This is a genomic window from Nocardioides sp. WG-D5, assembly GCF_054031175.1.
Map to the genome: position 1 here is coordinate 2,263,858 of NZ_CM132928.1, position 18,078 is coordinate 2,281,935.

At 70.4% G+C, this 18,078-nt stretch carries 20 protein-coding genes; 8 read left to right on the forward strand and 12 right to left on the reverse strand.

Annotation, left to right across the window (positions count from 1 at the left end; translation table 11 throughout):
* From ACWZJV_RS11070 to ACWZJV_RS11085, 4 genes are all read right to left on the reverse strand, one after another.
* Entirely contained in the window at positions 1 to 1,797 is a 1,797-nt protein-coding gene (locus tag ACWZJV_RS11070) for a M91 family zinc metallopeptidase (protein ID WP_457181465.1), read from the reverse strand.
* A 10-nt stretch (positions 1,798 to 1,807) separates the two neighbouring features.
* Positions 1,808 to 2,227, reverse strand: coding sequence for a hypothetical protein (locus ACWZJV_RS11075; protein ID WP_231380144.1), 420 nt, complete (start codon positions 2,225 to 2,227; stop codon positions 1,808 to 1,810).
* Positions 2,228 to 2,328: 101 nt separating this feature from the next.
* Positions 2,329 to 2,835 (reverse strand): general stress protein, encoded by a 507-nt coding sequence (locus ACWZJV_RS11080; RefSeq protein WP_457181467.1) that lies wholly within the window; start codon positions 2,833 to 2,835, stop codon positions 2,329 to 2,331.
* Between the two features lie 24 nt (positions 2,836 to 2,859).
* Positions 2,860 to 3,411 carry a TetR/AcrR family transcriptional regulator gene (locus ACWZJV_RS11085; RefSeq protein ID WP_008360520.1) on the reverse strand — a complete coding sequence of 184 codons (552 nt, stop codon included), beginning with the start codon at positions 3,409 to 3,411 and terminating at the stop codon, positions 2,860 to 2,862.
* Between the two features lie 174 nt (positions 3,412 to 3,585).
* On the opposite strand from ACWZJV_RS11085, the gene ACWZJV_RS11090 reads away from it, so the two are divergent.
* Both ACWZJV_RS11090 and ACWZJV_RS11095 read left to right on the forward strand, forming a co-directional pair.
* A complete protein-coding gene (locus ACWZJV_RS11090; RefSeq protein WP_457181470.1) occupies positions 3,586 to 5,025 on the forward strand; it encodes an MFS transporter in 1,440 nt (479 codons plus the stop codon).
* 80 nt (positions 5,026 to 5,105) lie between these two features.
* Complete coding sequence (locus tag ACWZJV_RS11095; protein ID WP_457181472.1) at positions 5,106 to 6,458, forward strand: glycoside hydrolase domain-containing protein; 1,353 nt, start codon at positions 5,106 to 5,108, stop codon at positions 6,456 to 6,458.
* Positions 6,459 to 6,467: 9 nt separating this feature from the next.
* Here the strand turns inward: ACWZJV_RS11095 and purQ are convergent, their stop codons facing one another.
* Both purQ and purS read right to left on the reverse strand, forming a co-directional pair.
* The gene (gene purQ / locus ACWZJV_RS11100) at positions 6,468 to 7,136 is read right to left on the reverse strand and encodes a phosphoribosylformylglycinamidine synthase subunit PurQ (RefSeq protein WP_008360516.1); all 669 of its coding nucleotides are present in this window, start codon (positions 7,134 to 7,136) and stop codon (positions 6,468 to 6,470) included.
* Positions 7,133 to 7,384 (reverse strand): phosphoribosylformylglycinamidine synthase subunit PurS, encoded by a 252-nt coding sequence (purS, locus tag ACWZJV_RS11105; RefSeq protein ID WP_196872656.1) that lies wholly within the window; start codon positions 7,382 to 7,384, stop codon positions 7,133 to 7,135. The genes purQ and purS overlap by 4 nt, the downstream gene beginning before the upstream one ends.
* A gap of 79 nt (positions 7,385 to 7,463) precedes the next feature.
* Between purS and ACWZJV_RS11110 the strand changes: the two genes are divergently transcribed.
* Complete coding sequence (locus tag ACWZJV_RS11110) at positions 7,464 to 8,711, forward strand: MFS transporter (RefSeq protein WP_457181475.1); 1,248 nt, start codon at positions 7,464 to 7,466, stop codon at positions 8,709 to 8,711.
* 43 nt (positions 8,712 to 8,754) lie between these two features.
* Here the strand turns inward: ACWZJV_RS11110 and ACWZJV_RS11115 are convergent, their stop codons facing one another.
* Positions 8,755 to 10,317, reverse strand: coding sequence for a long-chain-fatty-acid--CoA ligase (locus tag ACWZJV_RS11115; RefSeq protein WP_457181477.1), 1,563 nt, complete (start codon positions 10,315 to 10,317; stop codon positions 8,755 to 8,757).
* 115 nt (positions 10,318 to 10,432) lie between these two features.
* Positions 10,433 to 11,341 carry a phosphoribosylaminoimidazolesuccinocarboxamide synthase gene (locus tag ACWZJV_RS11120; protein WP_457181479.1) on the reverse strand — a complete coding sequence of 303 codons (909 nt, stop codon included), beginning with the start codon at positions 11,339 to 11,341 and terminating at the stop codon, positions 10,433 to 10,435.
* An 83-nt stretch (positions 11,342 to 11,424) separates the two neighbouring features.
* Between ACWZJV_RS11120 and ACWZJV_RS11125 the strand changes: the two genes are divergently transcribed.
* Entirely contained in the window at positions 11,425 to 12,402 is a 978-nt protein-coding gene (locus ACWZJV_RS11125; protein WP_457181481.1) for a sulfotransferase family protein, read from the forward strand.
* Here the strand turns inward: ACWZJV_RS11125 and ACWZJV_RS11130 are convergent.
* Positions 12,386 to 13,282 (reverse strand): hypothetical protein, encoded by an 897-nt coding sequence (locus ACWZJV_RS11130; protein WP_457181483.1) that lies wholly within the window; start codon positions 13,280 to 13,282, stop codon positions 12,386 to 12,388. The two genes, ACWZJV_RS11125 and ACWZJV_RS11130, sit on opposite strands and share 17 nt — an antisense overlap.
* 80 nt (positions 13,283 to 13,362) lie before the next feature.
* Here ACWZJV_RS11130 and ACWZJV_RS11135 point away from each other — a divergent pair, with 80 nt between their 5' ends.
* Complete coding sequence (locus ACWZJV_RS11135) at positions 13,363 to 13,959, forward strand: hypothetical protein (RefSeq protein ID WP_040755876.1); 597 nt, start codon at positions 13,363 to 13,365, stop codon at positions 13,957 to 13,959.
* Positions 13,959 to 14,567: a nucleoside deaminase gene (locus ACWZJV_RS11140; protein ID WP_457181485.1), complete on the forward strand. Its 609-nt coding sequence runs from the start codon at positions 13,959 to 13,961 to the stop codon at positions 14,565 to 14,567. The genes ACWZJV_RS11135 and ACWZJV_RS11140 overlap by 1 nt, the downstream gene beginning before the upstream one ends.
* Positions 14,568 to 14,592: 25 nt before the next feature.
* Here the strand turns inward: ACWZJV_RS11140 and ACWZJV_RS11145 are convergent, their stop codons facing one another.
* On the reverse strand, positions 14,593 to 15,801 hold the full coding sequence (locus ACWZJV_RS11145; RefSeq protein WP_457181486.1) for an MFS transporter: 1,209 nt from the start codon (positions 15,799 to 15,801) through the stop codon (positions 14,593 to 14,595).
* An 84-nt stretch (positions 15,802 to 15,885) separates the two neighbouring features.
* Here ACWZJV_RS11145 and ACWZJV_RS11150 point away from each other — a divergent pair, with 84 nt between their 5' ends.
* The gene (locus ACWZJV_RS11150) at positions 15,886 to 16,218 is read left to right on the forward strand and encodes an ArsR/SmtB family transcription factor (RefSeq protein WP_008360492.1); all 333 of its coding nucleotides are present in this window, start codon (positions 15,886 to 15,888) and stop codon (positions 16,216 to 16,218) included.
* On the opposite strand, the gene ACWZJV_RS11155 is transcribed toward ACWZJV_RS11150, so the two are convergent.
* Positions 16,215 to 16,790: an antibiotic biosynthesis monooxygenase gene (locus ACWZJV_RS11155; protein ID WP_196872650.1), complete on the reverse strand. Its 576-nt coding sequence runs from the start codon at positions 16,788 to 16,790 to the stop codon at positions 16,215 to 16,217. The genes ACWZJV_RS11150 and ACWZJV_RS11155 overlap by 4 nt on opposite strands.
* Before the next feature lie 58 nt (positions 16,791 to 16,848).
* Between ACWZJV_RS11155 and ACWZJV_RS11160 the strand changes: the two genes are divergently transcribed.
* Positions 16,849 to 17,166: an antibiotic biosynthesis monooxygenase family protein gene (locus ACWZJV_RS11160; RefSeq protein ID WP_165111380.1), complete on the forward strand. Its 318-nt coding sequence runs from the start codon at positions 16,849 to 16,851 to the stop codon at positions 17,164 to 17,166.
* Here ACWZJV_RS11160 and ACWZJV_RS11165 read toward each other — a convergent pair.
* Entirely contained in the window at positions 17,153 to 18,052 is a 900-nt protein-coding gene (locus ACWZJV_RS11165) for an oxygenase MpaB family protein (protein WP_457181487.1), read from the reverse strand. The two genes, ACWZJV_RS11160 and ACWZJV_RS11165, sit on opposite strands and share 14 nt — an antisense overlap.
* Positions 18,053 to 18,078 lie beyond the last annotated feature (26 nt).

Genomic DNA, 18,078 nt, shown 5'->3' on the forward strand with positions numbered 1-18,078 from the left:
CTAGTAGTGGTCACGATGCGGTGCCCCCATCTCGTCGCGGAGCCCGTTCTCGGTGTAGACGTAGGGATGGTCCGGGTCGATCTGCTCCGGCGTGCTCGGGTCGTTGTCGTGGTCGACGGGCAGACCGGCAGCCTCGCGCTCACGGTTGTTGGTCCCCTGGTTCTCGGGGTCGTCACCGTGATACTCGCCGGGCTCGAGCGTGTCGTGCATGTAGTCGTAGACGTGCGCCATCTCGTGGTAGAGCACCGCGACCGGCGGGCCGTCGACAGGCGTCTGGGGAGCACGGTTGCCGGTGTTCATGGTGTCGATGTCCGGCATGTACTTGATCTCGTTGCCACCCATCGGCCCGTCGGACGCCGAGCTGTTCGGCGTGTCACCGACGTACTCGCGGATGGTCAGGTTCTCCTGCCCGATCCCGAACACACCCGAGTCGTCGTGTCTCCGGTCGAGCGCGGCGAGCATCTGCTGCCCCGTGGGCGACGCGGCCAGCATCTCGAGGTCGGCACGGGTCCGGGCGACGAACTCGGGTGACCCCTCGATCTTGATCCACTCCGGGACCTCGGTGATCTGGACCGTCACGTGCTTCTCGACGTCCTCATCGGTGTCACCGGACTCGCTGTGGGCCTTGTCGTCGCCCGAGCCGCCGTAGGTGGTGTCGGTCCCCCGCCCGGCGTAGCTCACGTCGTCTCCGGCGCCACCGTGGATCCGGTCGTTGTCGTCGCCGCCGGAGGCGATGTCGTTGCCGTCGCCACCGACGAGCACGTCGTCGCCGTCGGCACCTTCGAGGTAGTCCTGGCCGCGACCACCGCTGATCCGGTCGTTTCCGGCCATGCCGTAGACGGTGTCGTCCCCGCCCGCTCCGGTGGCGAGGTCGTTGCCGCCCTGGGCGTCGATGTAGTCGCGATCCGTGCCTCCCGAGACCCGGTCGTCACCGTCGCCGGCGAAGACGTGGTCGCGGCCCTGGCCACCGAGGATGCGGTCGCTCCCGCTGCCGCCGTTGAGCCGGTCATCACCCCTGCCACCGAGCAGGGAGAGATTGACGTTGGTGCCCTGCGGGACGTTGATCTCGTCGTTGCCCTCGCCGGCGCGGATGACGATCTCGTTGCCGGGCGGCACCTCGTACATCTGGCCGTTGACGGTGACGACCTGTTTCCCGGTCAGCGGATTGATCCCGACCGTGACCACGTCGTCGCCGCTGCCGGTGTTGATGTAGGTCTTGCCGTCGACGTTGATCATGCCGACCGAGTCGACGTCGGCCGGGACGTGGAACGGGTCCTGTCCGGACTCGGCGATGGCCGCCATGCTCGTCGACAGACCCTGCCAGGCGGCGGTGGTGTCGACGAGCACCTGCCGGTCGGCGTCGAGGTCGCGATCGAGGCCGGTGCGGATCTCGTAGGCGCGCGCGATGGCGTCGGTGACCAGCTTGCTGTCCTCGGGGGTCTCGGGCTGGAACCGGATGTCGCCCGACGGGCTGCCCTGGTGCGGAATGTGGGCGACGGTCGCCCAGGACTGGTCGAGGTGACCTTGGGCGATGCGTACGGTGCCGGCGATCCGGGCCATCGCCGCGGACCCCTTGTCGGCGAGCTCGCGCGCCTTGTCGAGGTCGGTCAGCAGCGTCTTGCGGTGCGCCTCGTAGGACTCGGCCGTCCGGCCCTCCCAGTCGGCGACCACGTCCTTGGAGCCGCTGATGAACGACTCGGTGACGCCGTCGAGCGCCTTCGCGACCGAGGCCCAGCCTCGCGACGCCTCGTCGATCGAGGCCGCGTCGTCCCACAGCTTCCAGGTGCCTTCGGACATCTCGTGCTCCTCAGCGCGGGGTCGGGGTGGGGCCCGGCGACGGGCTCGGCGTGGGCGACGGCGGCTTCGGACCCGGGGTCGGCTCCGGCGGTCGCGGCAGCGGCCCCGGAGGCAGCGAGTTGCTCGACTGGGCGGCTCGGGCCGTCTCCTCATCGGTCGCGGAGAGGTCGAACGCACACAGCATCAGGGCGTCGGCGTCGGCCTCGAAGACCGCCGCGAACGACTCGAGTGCGCTCGACGCGGCCTCGACCAACGGCCCATGGGCAGCCGTCGTGTCGTAGCCGCCCTGGGTGTTGCCGGCATCGCGCTGGGCGACGTGGAGCGCGCCGGCGTTGTCCGTGGTCGCAGCGGTCAGGTCCATCGCCCAGTCGATGCAGCGGTCGGCGAGCTTGACCAGCTCGCCGGGACGTACGTTGATCTGAGATGACATCGGGGCCTCCCTCTTCAACGGAGTTCTTCCCCGGAACACGCGTGGCTACACACGAACGCCGCACACGTCTCATCATCCGAGACGTGTGCGGCGGTGGGCGCTCAGGAGAAGGGGTTGGGAAGGGCGCCGGGCAGGTCGGCGAGGAGCTCGCGGGCGCGGGCGGCGACCTTGTGCTCGACCAGGACCTCGTACTTGGTCGGGACGATCACCTTGACGCTCGAGAAGTCGCGGGTGCCCTTGGTCGCGGCGTAGCCGATCAGCGACCAGATCAGGCCGAAGACGACGCCGAGCAGCACCGTCGAGAGCAGGATGAACAGGAAGTTCTCACCGCCGAAGAGCGACATGATCAGGCCGACGAAGACACCGAGCCAGGCACCGGAGAGGACGCCGGCGAGCGCGACCTTGCTCCAGGTGAGGCGTCCGGTGATCCGCTCGATCTGCTTCAACTCGGTGCCGACGATCATGCAGTTCTCGACCGGGAACTCCTTGTCGGAGAGGAAGTCGACGGACTTCTGCGCGGCCGCGTAGTCGTCATAGGTCGCGAGCGACTGAGGGAACTCCAGCTTCAGCGGGCTCTGCGGGCCGCCGACCGGCGAGGTGAAGGACATACCCCCAGTCTGCCCCAGAGCAGGTCAGGATTTGAGGACGCCGTTCGCAATGACGTCGAGCATGGGACGTACGTCCTGGGGGTCGAGCGAGGACTGGTCGGCCATGGTCGCGACGCCGCCGAGGAGACGGCACACGTCGAGGTTGTCGACGCCCTCCCGCAGCACGCCGTGCTCGGCCATCTCCGCCAGGACGCTCTGGTTGGCGTCGGCGTAGGTCTGGCACTTGGTGCGCAGCGGGGAGTCCTGGCAGCCCAGGGAGGCCGTGATCTTGGCGGCGGCGCCCTGGTGGCGGGTCAGCAGCGCGACGTACTCCTCGAACCAGGCGAGCAGCTTCTCGCGGCACCCGCCCTCGGTCGCCATCGCCTTCTCGACGTGGGCGGAGACCTCCTCGATCCAGGTCGCCATGATCGCCTCGTGGAGCGCCTCACGCGTGGGGAAGTGCCGGTAGAGGGTGCCGGGACCGACGCCCGCACGCCGGGCGACCTCGTCGAGAGGCGCGTCGAGACCGCGCTCCTTGAAGACCGCGTGGGCGACCTCGATCAGCCGCTCGCGGTTGCGCTGCGCGTCGGCTCTCATCCGGACCTCCTCAGTGGCTCCCGCCGCTCTGCGGGGGCCTCACGTTAACAGCAGTCACCACCGGCACGGATAAACGCGTTGCTAAACGGAGACACCCTCCGGTAGTGTTCCATGCAAGCGGAGACTTCCTCCGCTTCACTGTACTCCTTTTCCGTCTCCAACAGGAGCTCTCGAATGACAACCACCGTGGCACCACCCACGCCACCCGCGGCCACCAAGGCCGCCGGCGCCGGGATCGCCCTGGTCCTGGTCGCCCAGCTGATGATCGTGCTCGACTCGGCGGTCGTGAACGTCGCGCTCCCCCGGATCGCCGACGACCTCGCGTTCACCCCGGCGGCTCTCACCTGGGTCCTCAACGGCTACACCCTCGCCTTCGGCGGCCTGCTGCTGCTCGGCGGTCGCCTGGGCGACGTCTTCGGCAGGCGGCGCATGTTCGTCGCCGGCCTGTCCGTCTTCACCCTCTTCTCCCTGGCCGGCGGGCTCGCCCCGACCGACGATCTGCTCGTCATCGCCCGGGCGCTTCAGGGCTTCGGCGCCGCGATCGCCGCACCTCAGGTGCTCGCGCTGCTGACCACCTCGGCGAAGGACGAGGCCGGCCGGGCCCGGGCGATCGCGCTCTTCGCGGCGGTCTCCTCCAGCGGCGCGTCGATCGGCCTGATCCTCGGCGGCATCCTCACCGACATCGCGTCGTGGCGCTGGACGCTGTTCATCAACGTACCCATCGGGCTCGTCGTGCTCGCCCTCGTCGGCCGCCTCGTCTCCGAGACCGCCCGGCGACCGGGACGCTTCGACATGGTGGGGGCCGTGACCGCCACCGGTGGTGCGGCCGCGATCGTCTGGTCGCTGATCGGCGCCCCCGAGCACGGCTGGACCTCCGTACGCACCATCGGCGGCATCGCCGTCGGCCTGCTCCTGCTGGTCGCCCTCGTGCTCACCGAGCGCCGGGTGGCGCACCCGCTGCTGCAGCTCCACCTCTTCAACAGCCACCGTCGTGTCGCCGCGTTCATCGCCGCGGTCGGGCTGGTCGGCGCACAGTTCGCGACGTTCTACCTGACCGTGATCTACCTGCAGGGCGTGCTCGGCATGGGGCCGCTCGCCTCCGGGCTGGCGTTCCTTCCGCTCACCCTGATGATCTTCGGCATGTCCCGGATCGCGCCTCGCATCGCGGCCCGGATCGGGATGTCGCGGGTGCTGGTCCTGGGCGCCACCGGTCTCACGGTGTCGTTCCTGTGGCTGAGCACGCTGTCGGAGACCAGCACGTACGCCGGCGCCGTCCTGGCTCCGTTCCTCCTCAACGGTGCCTTCGCCTCGCTCGTCTTCACCTCCACCACGGCTCTGGGCCTGGAGGGTGTCGACGCCGCCCACGCCGGCTCGGCCTCGGGCCTGGTGCAGACCATGCAGCAGCTCGGCGGGTCGATCGGCCTGGCCGTGATCGCCTCGGTTTACGTCGCCAACGGCACTCCCGGCGAGGTCGTGCCGGGGATGCGCGAGGCCTTCTACGCCGCCGCCGCCCTCGGTGCGCTCGGGATCATCGCCTCGCTGAGCGTCGTGCTCCGGCGCCCCTCCGGAGCACGGTCGTACGTCGCCGGGCGGGCGGCGGTCGAGGTCGACTGAGCCGTCGCGCTCAGGTGGGCCCGCGGTATGACTAGCCCGGGCTATGGCGCAGGGTGCCGCCTGGTGCTATCCCGTGAACCATGGGGGGTATCAGTATCAGGCGCGCCCGGCGCGCACTCGGCGCCGGCGTCATCGCAGGCATGATGGTCGTCGCGGGACTGGCTTCTGCCGGTCCCGCGACGTCCGCGAACCCGGTCACCCCGGGCAACTTCACCGGCTTCGGGTTCGACCAGTGCCAGGCCCCGTCGCAGACCGCGATGGACCAGTGGTGGAAGCACTCGAACTTCACCGGCGTGGGCATCTACATCGCCGGCAGGTCCCGTGCCTGCCGGGTCCAGACGTACCTCTCGGCGACCTGGGTGCGCAACCAGCAGGCCCGCGGCTGGCGACTGCTGCCGATCACGCTCGGCCCGCAGGCCTCGTGCAACCCGCGCTATCCCCGCTACGGCGACGACCCGAAGATCAACCCCGACCCGGCCGACGGCTACGCGGCGGCGAGGCGTCAGGCGATCGCCGAGGCCAACGCGGCCGTGGCCGCGGCGCAGGCGTACGGGATCGCTGCCGGCAGCACGATGTTCTACGACCTCGAGGCCTTCGACATCGCCAACCGGACCTGTCGCGAGTCGGCGATGTGGTTCATCTCGGCGTGGAGCTACCGGATCAAGGTGCTGGGCTACCGCTCGGCGATGTACTCCAGCGCGGCGTCGGGGATCAAGGCGATCTACGACGTCTGGCGCGCCCAGCCGAGCGGGTTCACGTTCCCCTCGGACCTGTGGATCGCCGACTGGGACGGCAAGGCGAACACCTCGACGACCTACATCCCCGACACCGTGTGGAGCGACCATGACCGGGTCAAGCAGTATCGCGGTGGCCACGACGAGACCCACGGCGGCGTCACGATCAACATCGACTCCGACTATCTCGACGTCGGCCGTGGGTCCTACGCCCCGCCCGTGGTCCGCTGCGGCGGCGTACGCGTCGACTTCGACTACTACCCCGACCTCGCGCCGGCGACGTCGACCTACACCCCGCCCGCGGCGTACGTGAAGGCGCTCAAGTGCATGCTCGGCACCCGCGGCACCTTCGACGGTGTGATGAGCGGCTACTACGGGTCGGCGCTTCGGGCCGCCGTCCACGACTGGCAGCGCAGCCACGGCCTGGCCGTTCGCGACCTGTGGACCCGAGGTGCCTGGAAGACGCTGTGGGCCGCCAACCGGCATCCGATCCTCAAGCGCGGCTCCGCCGGGGACCAGGTCCGCGACCTCCAGCGCGCGCTCAACTCGACCACCCGCACCGAGGAGCGGGTCAAGGTCACGGGCGTCCTTGACTGGACCACCCACCTCGGCCTGGTCGCCTACCAGCGGCGCCTCGGGCGCACGACCAACGGCATGGCGACCGACATCACCTGGTACGACCTGTCTCGGGGTCGCTGAGGCGAGAGGTCAGGCGAAGGCCTTCTCCGCAAGTGAGGTGAAGAAACCGAGCCCGTCGAGGCCGGAGCCGGTGAGGGTCTCGACCGCGTGCTCGGGGTGGGGCATCAGGCCGACGACGTTGCCGGCCTCGTTGGTGATGCCGGCGATGTCGTTGACCGAACCGTTGGGGTTCACGTCGAGGTAGCGCGCGACGACGCGGCCCTCGTCCTCGAGCCGCTTGACGGTGTCGGCGTCGGCGACGTACTGCCCCTCGCCGTTCTTCAGCGGGACCACGATCTCCTGGTCCTGGGTGAACGCGGAGGTCCAGGCGGTCGAGGTGTTCTCGATGCGCAGCTTCTGGTCGCGGCAGATGAACTTGAGGTGGTCGTTGCGCAGCAGGCCGCCGGGGAGCAGGTGGGACTCCACCAGCATCTGGAAGCCGTTGCAGATGCCGAGGACCGGGAGGCCCTTCTGGGCGCCCTCGATGACCTCGGTCATGATCGGGGCGAAGCGGGAGATGGCACCGCAGCGCAGGTAGTCACCGTAGGAGAAGCCGCCCGGCAGGATCACCGCGTCGACGCCCTGGAGGTCGTGGTCGCCGTGCCAGAGCGCGACGGCCTCGTTGCCACCGATGCGGACGGCGCGCTGCGCGTCGACGTCGTCGAGCGTGCCCGGGAAGGTGATGACGCCGATCTTCACTTGGCCGGCTCTTCCACGCGGACGACGTAGTTCTCGATCACCGTGTTGGCGAGGAAGGTCTCGGCCAGCTTCTCGATCTGGGCGAGCGCCTCGTCGGTGACCTCGGGGATCTCCAGCTCGAACCGCTTGCCCTGACGGACCTCGGTGACCCCGGTGAACCCGAGCCGCGGCAGGGCGCCGAGTACGGCCTTCCCCTGCGGGTCGAGAATCTCGGGCTTGGGCATGACGTCGACGACAACGCGAGGCATGGCTGCAGTCTAGGTGGGCCATACGCCGCTCACCTAAACCGTTGGCCTTCGGCCATCACGGGCTTTACCGTCGGTCCTCGTGCGCCATCTGCTGATCGACATCACGCCGTTGCGTACGTCACCCGCTTTCCGCCGTTTCTTCATCGGGCGGGCGGTCTCGGGGCTCGGTGGGCAGATCTCGGTCGTCGCGGTCATGTACCAGGTCTGGGAGTCGACCCACAGCCCGTTCTGGTCCGGCATCGTCGCCCTCGTCCAGCTGGTCCCGATGCTGACCGTCGGGCTCTGGGGCGGCTCCGTCGCGGACCGTGCCGACCGGCGTTCGATCCTCATGGTCACGACCGTCGTCCAGCTGATGCTGGGCCTGCTCCTGGTCGCCCAGGCCAGCTGGCTCGGCACCTCCCCCGCATCGCTCGGGCCCGTCCTCGCGCTGGTCGCGCTGATCGCCGCCACCGGCGCGGTCGCCGCCCCCGCTGGCATGGGCGTGATCCCGCGCCTGCTCCCGGCCGATCAGGTCGCCGCCGGCCTCGCCCTCAACCGGCTGAGCTTCCAGGGATCGATGCTCCTGGGCCCGGCGCTGGGCGGCCTGATCATCGGCTACGCGGGTCTCGAGATCGCGTACGCCGTCGACGCCGCCTCCTTCGCCGCCGGCTTCCTCGGGGTCCTCGGCCTCCCGGCCTTCGCTCCCGCCGCCAGGACGAGCGGTGACGGAGTCCTCGAAGGACTGCGCTTCGCGGCGACCCAGCCGGTCGTACGCGGCGTGCTGCTCGTCGACCTGGCGGCCACCGTCCTGGCCATGCCGGTGAGCCTGTTCCCGCTGGTCAACGAGGCCCGGTTCGGCGGCGACCCACGTACGCTCGGGCTGTTCCTGACCGCGATCGCGGTCGGCGGGGTCGCGGCGTCCCTCGTCTCCGGCTCGTTCACACGGCGCAGCCGGCCGGGCGTGATCACGATCGGCGCCGCCGCCGTGTGGGGCCTCAGCCTCGGCGCCGTCGGGCTGGTCACCTCACCGTGGCTGTGCCTCGCCCTGCTCGCCGTCGCGGGCGCGGCCGACTCGGTCAGCGTGGTCACGCGCGGCACCCTGATCCAGCTCGCGGTGCCCGACGACCTGCGCGGCCGGACCGCCGCGATCGAGATGATCGTCGGGGCCGGCGGGCCGGAGGTCGGCAACCTCCGCGGCGGCGCCGTCGCCCAGCTCACCTCCGGCCCGTTCGCCCTGGTCAGCGGTGGCCTCACCTGCCTGCTCGCCCTGGCCGCCGTGGGCGCCACGTCCCGGCCGATGCTCGCCTTCCGGACCGACCAGAAGCCGAAGATCGCAGCCACGGAGTGACTGCGATCTTCGGGCTACGGCTCCTGCCGGCGTACGGAATGCCCTACTTCAGCTCGCGCTTGAGGATCTTGCCGGTGGCGGTCATCGGCAGGGCGTCGACGATCTCGACGATGCGCGGGTACTTGTAGGCCGCCATCTGCTCCTTCGACCAGGCCACGATCTCCTCGGGGGTCGCGGAGGCACCGGGCTTGAGGACGAGGACGGCCTTGATCTCCTCACCGTGGGAGTCGTGCGGGACGCCGATGACGGCGGCCAGCGAGACCGCCGGGTGGGTGAGCAGGACCTCTTCGATCTCGCGCGGGTAGACGTTGAAGCCACCGCGGATGATGAGCTCCTTGGCGCGGTCGACGATGTAGTACCACCCGTCCTCGTCGCGCTTGGCGAGGTCGCCGGAGCGGAACCAGCCGTCCGCGGTGAGCACCTCGGCGGTCGCCTCGGGGCGGTTGAAGTAGCCCTTGAAGATGTTGTGGCCCTTGATCGCGATCTCGCCGATCGCGTCGGGGGTCCACTCGATGTCGTCCCACGACGCCGGGTCGATCAGGCGCATCTCGACACCGGGGATCGGCACACCGATCGAGCCCGGGCGCACCGGCTGGCCGTAGAGCGAGAACGAGGCCACCGGGGAGGTCTCGGAGAGGCCGTAGCCCTCGAGGATGGTCACGCCGAAGCGCTTCTCGAACTCCTTGTGGATCTCGACCGGGAGGGCCGAGCCACCGGCGGCGGCGACGCGCAGGTTCTTGGCGAGAGTGGCCACGTCGGTGTCCTCCGACAGGGCGCCGAGGAGGCCCCAGTACATCGTCGGGACACCGGCGAAGAAGCTCACGCTCTCCTTGAGCATCGTCGCCAGCGCGGCCGCCGCGTCGAAGCGGGGCAGCAGCACGACGGTGCCACCGAAGGCGATCGCGCCGTTCTGCACGACGGTCTGGCCGAAGGCGTGGAAGAGCGGCAGCACGGCCAGGTAGGTGTCGGGCCGGTCGGCGGAGGCACCGAAGAGCTCGGTGCCGGCCAGGGCGTTGTCGCGCATGTTGCGGTGACGCAGCTCGGCGCCCTTGGGCTGCCCGGTGGTGCCGGAGGTGTAGAGGATGACCGCGGTGTCGTCCTCGTCGGTGGCCACGGTGTCGAAGGTCGGCGGCTGGGTGCCGATGCCCTGACCGAGGGTGGTGACGCCCTCGATCGGCGAGGCGGCGGTCGGGTCGGCGGTGATCAGGAAGAAGTTCTCGACACCGGCCTCCTGCGCGCCCGCGTGCGCCTCGGCACCGATGGCCAGCTCCGGCGTGCCCTCGAAGGCGAAGAGGGCCTTCGCGTCGGAGTCCTGGAGGTGGTAGGCCACCTCGCGCCCCTTGAGCAGCACGTTGAGCGGCACGACCGTGGCCCCGGCCTTGAGGATGCCGAAGTAGACCATCGTGAAGTAGGGCAGGTTCGGGCTCATCAGGGCGACCCGGTCGCCCGCGCCGATGCCCTTGCTCGCCAGCAGGTTCGCGACCTGGTTGGCGGCTCCGTTGACCTGGGCGTAGTTCAGACGGATGTCACCCAGCACGATCGCGGTGCGCTCGGGGTAGTTCGCCGCGGAGTCTTCGAGCAGCGAAGCGAGGTTGTACGTGGACACATGGCCTCCAGTGGTGTGCGTGTTACGCGTCACAACCTACCCGTGCGTAGGTTCTCAGGGAACACGGTCTCAACTTTAGTGCGACACGTGTCCCTGAAACTTTGCCTGGCGTTCGTCAGAAGCGGTGGCCGGTGAGCTTCTCGTACGCCTCGACGTACTTCGCCCGCGTGCGCGCGACGATCTCCTCGGGCAGCTCGGGCGGCGGATCACCGGCGGCCCGGTCCCAGCCGGACTCGGGCGAGAGGAGCCAGCGGCGGATGACGTCCTTGTCGAAGCTGGGGATCGCGCTGCCGGGGTGCCACTGGCTCGCGTCCCAGTAGCGGGAGGAGTCCGGGGTGAGCACCTCGTCGGCGAGCACGATCGTGCGGATGCCGAGGTCGTCCTGGCGTACGCCGAACTCGAACTTGGTGTCCGCCAGGATCAGGCCGCAGCCGCGGGCGATCTCGTCGGCGCGCTGGTAGACGGCCAGGGTCAGCCGGCGCACCGCGGCGGCGTCGTCCTCGCCGATCAGCCGGGAGATGTACTCATAGGTGACGTTCTCGTCGTGGTCGCCGAGCTCCGCCTTCGTCGCCGGGGTGAAGATCGGCGGGGTCAGCCGGGAGCCGTCGACCAGGCCCGCAGGGAGACGGATGCCGCAGACCTCGCCGGTGGCCTCGTACTCACGCAGACCCGAGCCGGTCAGGTAGCCACGCGCGACGCACTCGACCGGCAGCATGTGGAGCTTCTGGGCGACCACCGCCCGGCCTTCGACGGCCGCGGGCACGTCGGTCGAGAGGACGTGGGTCGGCACCAGGTCCTCGAACTGCTCGAACCACCACAGCGACAGCTTGGTGAGGATCTCGCCCTTGTCCGGGATGACCGTGTCGAAGACGTGGTCGAAGGCCGAGATGCGGTCGCTGGCGACCATCAGGAGCTGGCCCGCGTACGGACCCTCCTCCAGCTCGTAGAGGTCGCGCACCTTTCCGGAGTGGAGGTGCTTCGCGCCTGGGATCGCCGGCGCCGGAGGGATGTTGAGTTCAGCCACGGGATCAGCCTAAGAGATGGACTTCCAGAACCTTTTCTCGCTTAAGTAGACTGTTTCGAGCAATTTAAGCGGGAGGGCCGCCCATGGAACGACGACCACAGCCAGACTTCTTGATCATCGGGGCACCGAAGGCCGGGACCACGGCGCTGCACTCGGCGCTCGCGACGCACCCGCAGGTGTTCGCGACGACGCCGAAGGAGCCGAAGTACTGGCTCTGCGACGACGCTCCCCCGCCGCACTGGCGCGGCCCGGGCGACAAGCACTCCCAGCAGGAGTGGGTCTGGCGGCGGCAGGACTACGACCGCCTCTTCGCCGCCGCCCCCGAGCACGCGGTGCGGGGCGAGAGCACGCCGTTCTACCTCTGGTCCACCAGCGCGCAGCGGCGGATCGCGAGGGAGCTTCCGGGGGTGAAGCTGATCACGGTCGTGCGGGACCCGATCGACCGCGCCTACTCCAACTGGATGCACCTGTGGTGCGACGGCCTGGAGCCCGTCGCCGACTTCCCCACGGCGTTCCGGCTCCAGGACAAGCGCGCCCACGACGGCTGGGCGCCGTTCTGGCGCTACCGCGAGCTCGGGCTCTACGGCCGGCAGCTCGACCACCTCTACGACCTGGTCGGCGAGGACCGGGTCCTGGTCGTGCGCTATCGCGACATCGTCGACGAGCCGGCCGCGACCGTCGACCGCGCCTGCCGCTTCCTCGGCATCGAGCAGGGCCACGTCGACCACATCCCGAGGGACAACAGCAGGACGTACGTCGAACCCGGCTGGCGCCCGAAGGTGCTCGGTCCGGTGGTCAGGGGCGGTGCCTGGCTCGCCCAGTTCGCGCCGCCGGAGGTCTGGCGCAGGACCTACCCGCCGCTGCTGCGCCAGCTCGCCGGGCCGGGCGACCACCACCGTCCCCGGCTGACACCGGAGCAGCGCGAGCAGCTCCTGCCCGCCTTCGCCGAGGACATCGAGCTGCTCACCAAGGTGAGCGGCCAGGACTTCTCCGACTGGCTCTCCACCGCGAGCCGCGGGTCGTTCCAGGAGCGGGCTCGGCCGCTCAGCGAACCAGCGTGATCAGGTCGTGGGCGCCGTCCTCGCGGGCGGCCTCCACGTAGTAGCGGATCCGGCCGTCGGGCAGCGGCACGGCGCTGGCGTAGCGGAACGCGCCGTCGGAGTGCGGGCTGGTGATGGGGGCCGTCTCCGGGTCGGCGACCAGACGGGTGCCGTCCCAGCGGGCGACGCCGGTGGTCTCGTACCAGTTGGACGCGGCGTCGGCGCGGCCGTCGTAGAGGACGACGAGCGGGTCGTGCGAGACGACCGTGGTCACCCGGGCACCGCGGGCGTCCCACCGGCCAGGACGGCCGGCGAGGACCTCGCCGTCGTCGTGCCACTCCAGGCCGTCGGTGCTCGTCAGGTAGCGGGTCGTCATCCGGTCCTCGTGGCCCGGCTCGGTGAGCGGGTGGCAGCACAGCCACATCTGCCAGGTCTGGGTCACCGGGTCGATCGCGATCACGGGGTCCTTGACCGCGACCGTGTCGCTGCCGGGGTGGACGACCCGGCGGTCGCCGCCCGGGAGACCCTCGACGGTGTCGGCGGTGAGGCTGTCGACCCACCAGTGCTTGGAGTCCCAGGTGGCGCAGGAGAGGTAGAGGCGCCAGCCGCCCTCGGGCAGCGCGACCAGCACCGGCCGCTCCAGCGACTCGCAGCCGAACTGGTCTCGGTGGACCTCGGTCACCGTCTCGAACCGCACCCCGTCGGTCGACCGGGCGACGCTGACCGTCACGCCGCGACCGTCGGAGAGCGGGCGCCGGTTGCGCCAGGTCAGCCAGAAGACGCCGTCGACCAAGACGGCGCTCGCGGCGCCGGCCCAGTTGCCCGGGCCCTCGCCCGGCGCCGGGATGACGAGCTCGGCACCGTCGTAGGACGGGAGGGACGGAAGCAAACCGGTGGTCATGGAGGCATCTTAGTCAAGTCACTCACTCGACTAAGAAACCACGCCGCGCGGTGGCGCCGGATATGGCATGGTTTCGAGCCATGGCCGAGACAGCAGATCAGATCTACGCCCGCGTCCAGGCCGCCGGCGACCTGCCCGCCCCGAGCGTCACCGAGTGGGACGTCTTCCCGTGGGTCGTCCGCGACGGGGAGATCGCCCCGAAGCCGCTCGCTCCTCCGGCTCCGGAGGAGCCGCGCTCGGGCGAGGACGGCGTCGACTGCAACCTGTGCGGCACCGATCTGCCGGGCGTGATCTGGCAGGACGAGAGCTGGCGGGTGAAGCACCTGAAGCAGTCCGGCCTCCCGCTGGTGCTGATCCTCGAGCCGCTCGAGCACTACGACCTGCCTGATCTCGACGAGCACCAGGCGGCCGAGTTCGGCGTCCTCACCGTGCGGCTCGTCCGGATCATCGAGAGCCTGCCCAACATCGCCCGCTGCCACGCGATGCGCATCGGCGACGGCGCCGAGCACCTGCACATGTGGTTCCTGGCCCGTCCGCAGGACCTGCTCTCCGTACGCGGCAGCTTCTCGCCCGACTGGGACGACATCCTCCCGCCCGGCCCCGCCGAGATCTGGCGCGCCGACCTCGCCGAGGTCGCCCGCAAGCTCGCCACCCACGGCGGCGAGGCCCTGATCTGATGTCGCCGGAGGTCCGGTTCGACGAGGCAGACGTACGCCGCCTGCTGGACGTCATCGAGCAGGAGATCGTCCCGCTGACCCGTGCCGGCGTGGCCGCGGGCAACAAGATCTTCGGTGCCGCGATCCTGCGGCGGGCGGACCTGTCCATGGTGGTCGCCGAGACCAACAACGAGACCGAGAACCCGCTGTGGCACGGGGAGATCCACGCCATCAAGCGCTTCTTCGAGCTGCCGGCCGATGATCGGCCGGCGCCCGGCGACAGCCTGCTGCTGGCGACCCACGAGCCGTGCTCGCTGTGCCTCTCGGGCGTGGCCTGGTCCGGGATCCCCGAGTTCGCCTACCTCTTCAGCCACCAGGACTCGGCCGCCTCCTTCGCGATCCCCTACGACCTGGCGATCCTGAAGGGCGTCTACGCCGTCCCCGACCCCGACCGCGACGAGGTCGACCCGGCACGCGACCTCTACAACCGCACCAACGACTACTTCACCAGCACCGCCCTCGCCCCGCTCGCCGACCCCGAGCACCTCGCCCGGATCAGCCGGACCTACGACGAGCTCTCGGCGACGTACCAGGAGCGGAAGGGCGGCGGGGCGATCGCCCACCCCTGACGGCGCTGACCGGCCGCGGGGGCGGTCAGTCGTTGCTGCGCCAGCGCAGCAGCCCGGCCACGGAGGAGAGCACCACGACGACGGCGCCGTAGCCGTAGGTGGTGGCGGCGAGCCCGATCTCCGGCGTCAGCAGCCCGGCGACGACGGCAGGGATGCCGAAGGCCAGGTAGGACACGATGAAGATCACCGCGAAGACCTCGGCCCGCTCGTGGGCGGGCAGGAGCGGCATGATCGTGCGCAGGATGCCGAAGAAGGCGGTGCCGAAGCCGGTGCCGGCCACGACCACGGCGACGAGGTACGCCGCCGCCGAGCCGGTCAGCAGGGCAAGCAGGCTGAGCACGGTGCCGCCGGCCAGTGCGGCCGTGCCGTAGAGCGTCGTCGCGCGGGCCGACCGGTTGCGGAAGACGTACGCCGCCACCGCCCCCGCTCCGGCGAGGGCTCCGATCGCCAGCCCCTGGAGGATGTGGCTGGTGGCGCCCAGCTCGCTGCGTACGATCGCGGCCCCGAGGGAGAGGAAGAGCCCACCGGTGGCCCAGCCGGCGAAGATCGCCGGGGCGCTGCGGGCGAGCAGGCCCCGGATCCCCGGCGGCACGGCGACCCGCGGACGCAGCGAGGCGAGCAGACCCTCGTGGCGGGGCGCGGTCTCGGGCGCGAGCCAGACAGCTGCCGCCAGGATGAGCGACAGGACGACGAGGGCGTCGAAGACGAGGAGCCGCGCGTCACCACTCACCTGGAGGACCACGCCGGCGACGACGGCACCGAGCGCCAGCCCGACCATCGGCGCGACGGCGTTGACCACCGCGGCCGAACCGGGTCGCGACGGTCGTTCGAAGTCGGCCACGGTGGCCGACAGCGTCGAGAGCAGCAGGCCGCTCGCGACCCCCTGCAGGATCCGCGCCTCGAAGAGGAAGGCCGCCGTATCGGCTCCCCGGAAGAGCGCGAAGCTGCCCGCCAGCAGGAGGAACCCGACCGTCACCACGGGCCGTCGGCCGACATGGTCGGAGACCGAGCCGAACACGAGCAGCGTGCCCAGCAGCGCCACGGCGTAGACGGCGAAGACCGCCGTCATCACCCAGGGCTGCAGGCCGAGCCCGACCTGGAGGTCGGGATAGAAGGGCGAGGGCGCGCTGGCCCCGGCCATCATCAGCACCACGGCCCCGAGGGCCATCCCGGCGCCGAGCCGCCGCCCTGCGACGACGTCCGTCGTCGTCGCGCTCATTACCTCTGCCGACATCACCACTCCATCCATCGTTCGAATTTTTTCGAACCTTTTAGGAGAGTACGTGCCTCCCGACGACTGTGCAACTATTATCGAACCATGAGTTCTTCCCCGGACCTTCCGCATCCCGAGCGGTCGGAGCTCTCACTGACGACCGTGCTCTTCGCGCTCAGCGACCCCGAGCGCCTGGCGATCGCCCGTCAGCTGGTCGACGGCCCCCTCGACATGGCCGAATGCCACCTGAGCAACCCGGACGTGCCGAAGTCGACCAAGTCGCACCTGATGAAGGTGCTGCGTACGGCCGGGGTGGTCCGCAACGAGGCCAACGGCCGCGCGCGTCGCCTCTCGCTGCGCCGTGAGGACCTCGACGCGCGGTTCCCGGGGCTCCTCGACGCCGTCCTCTCCGCGGAGGACAGCAAGCCGAAGGCCTAGCGGCGCCAGGGCGCCGGGCGCCCGTGCAGGAACCACTCCATGTTGCGGGTGATCCACGGCAGCCCGAAGTAGGTCATGAACGGCAGCGTCACGACCATCACGCCGAGCACCTTCAGCGGCAGCGTCCACTCGGCGACGAGCGGTCCGATCAGCCAGTTGGCGAGCAGGCTGACCGGGTAGAACATCAGAAAGATCGTGATCGTCTGCTTCCACCGCGGCGGAGGCGACGCGACACCGGAGACCTGCTCGACGTCGTAGGTGCTGGGCGGGTCGAACCAGCCCTCGATCCCGGTGCGCCGCTCGATCCGGGTCTCCTCCACGAACGGCTCGCCCGCGCCCAGCCACCAGCCGCGCTGGCGGCTGTTGTCCCAGCGCCCCAGGGTCTCGTGGGAGTCGAACCGATAGAGCAGATGCCACTGGTCGGAGTCCGGAGACGGCCGCACCCAGCCCGCGCCGAGGAAGCCGGGGAACTCGCTGGCCAGCCGAATCCCCGCCTGCATCCAGGCGACCATCTCGTCGCGGCGCTCCACGGAGACTCGGCGGGCGATGGTCACGGTTACCGGCTCGGACATGCCGTCCATCGTCGCAGGCACGTACGCCGCGTCCCCAGCCCTCGCATAGGTTTGCGGCATGTCTGTGGTGAAGATCAATGCAATCCAGGTGCCGGAGGGTGCGGGCGCCGAGCTCGAGAAGCGGTTCGCGGCCCGCGCGGGCGCCGTCGAGAAGTCGCCGGGCTTCCTCGGCTTCCAGCTGCTGCGCCCGGTGGCCGGCGACGACCGCTACTTCGTCGTCACCCACTGGGACTCCGAGGAGTCCTTCGCGGCCTGGCGCGACGGGGACGCGCGAGCCGCCCACGCGACCCCGCCGGGCGAGGCACCGCGCAAGCCGGTCTCGACCGGCGCCGACCTGCTGGAGTTCGAGGTCGTGCTGGACGTCAAGCCGGCGTGACGTCGGAGACGCCGGGGATGCTGACACCGCCCCGGCGCACCAAGGACTGCTCACCGCGCTGGACGACCTTGTAGAAGTGCTCGCTCCTCCCCCGCAGCAACGGCGTGGGCCCGAGGAGCGAGAGGCGGCCGTGGGCGAGGCGGCTGGCGGTGCGTACGGCCCGCCATCTCGTCTCGGCCGCGGCCGACCACGGGATGCCGTAGTGCTCGCGGACGATCGCCGGAAGGCTGCCCTGGACGACGGTCCGGAGCGTCTCGGAGGTCGGGGCTCCACCGGGCAGGTGGTAGCCGGCGCTCCCGGCGATGTGGCGCCCGACCAGGCGGGCCTCGTCGACCAGGTAGGGGTCGTCCGAGGAGAGCCAGGCGTCGAAGCGGCGCCGGAAGTCGGGATAGGACGCCGGCGCGGCGTCGGCCGGCATGCCGAAGAGACCCGCCCAGGTCACGAATCCGTCGAAGAGCTCCTCGCGCTCGTGCGGGCGGAGCGGACGGACCAGGGCGTCGTACATGAACTCGACCGAGTCGAGCGCGAACGCCGCCGTCCACCACATCAGGCCGGGGTCGGTGGCCGAGTAGTGCGATCCGGCGGGGTGGGCGGGGCCTCCGTCGACCTCCATCGTCCCGTCGACGGGCACGTGCCTCTTCGCCGTGAACGCGAGCGCCCTGTCGGCCTGGTCCTTCGTCCCGAGGAAGACCGTCTCCATCAGCCGGGCGGTCAGCGCGAGCCGGGTGTACGGCGTCGCCCGATGAGCCGTGTGCTGGGCGGTGCCGACGAAGAGCCGCGGGTGCAGACCGCCGATGATCAGCGCCCGCTGTCCCCAGGTGAGGCCGACCACCCGCTGACGCATCGCACGCACGACCATCGAGTCGGCGGCGAAGTACCCGGACATGTCGACAGTCTGCCACCGCGCGGTGG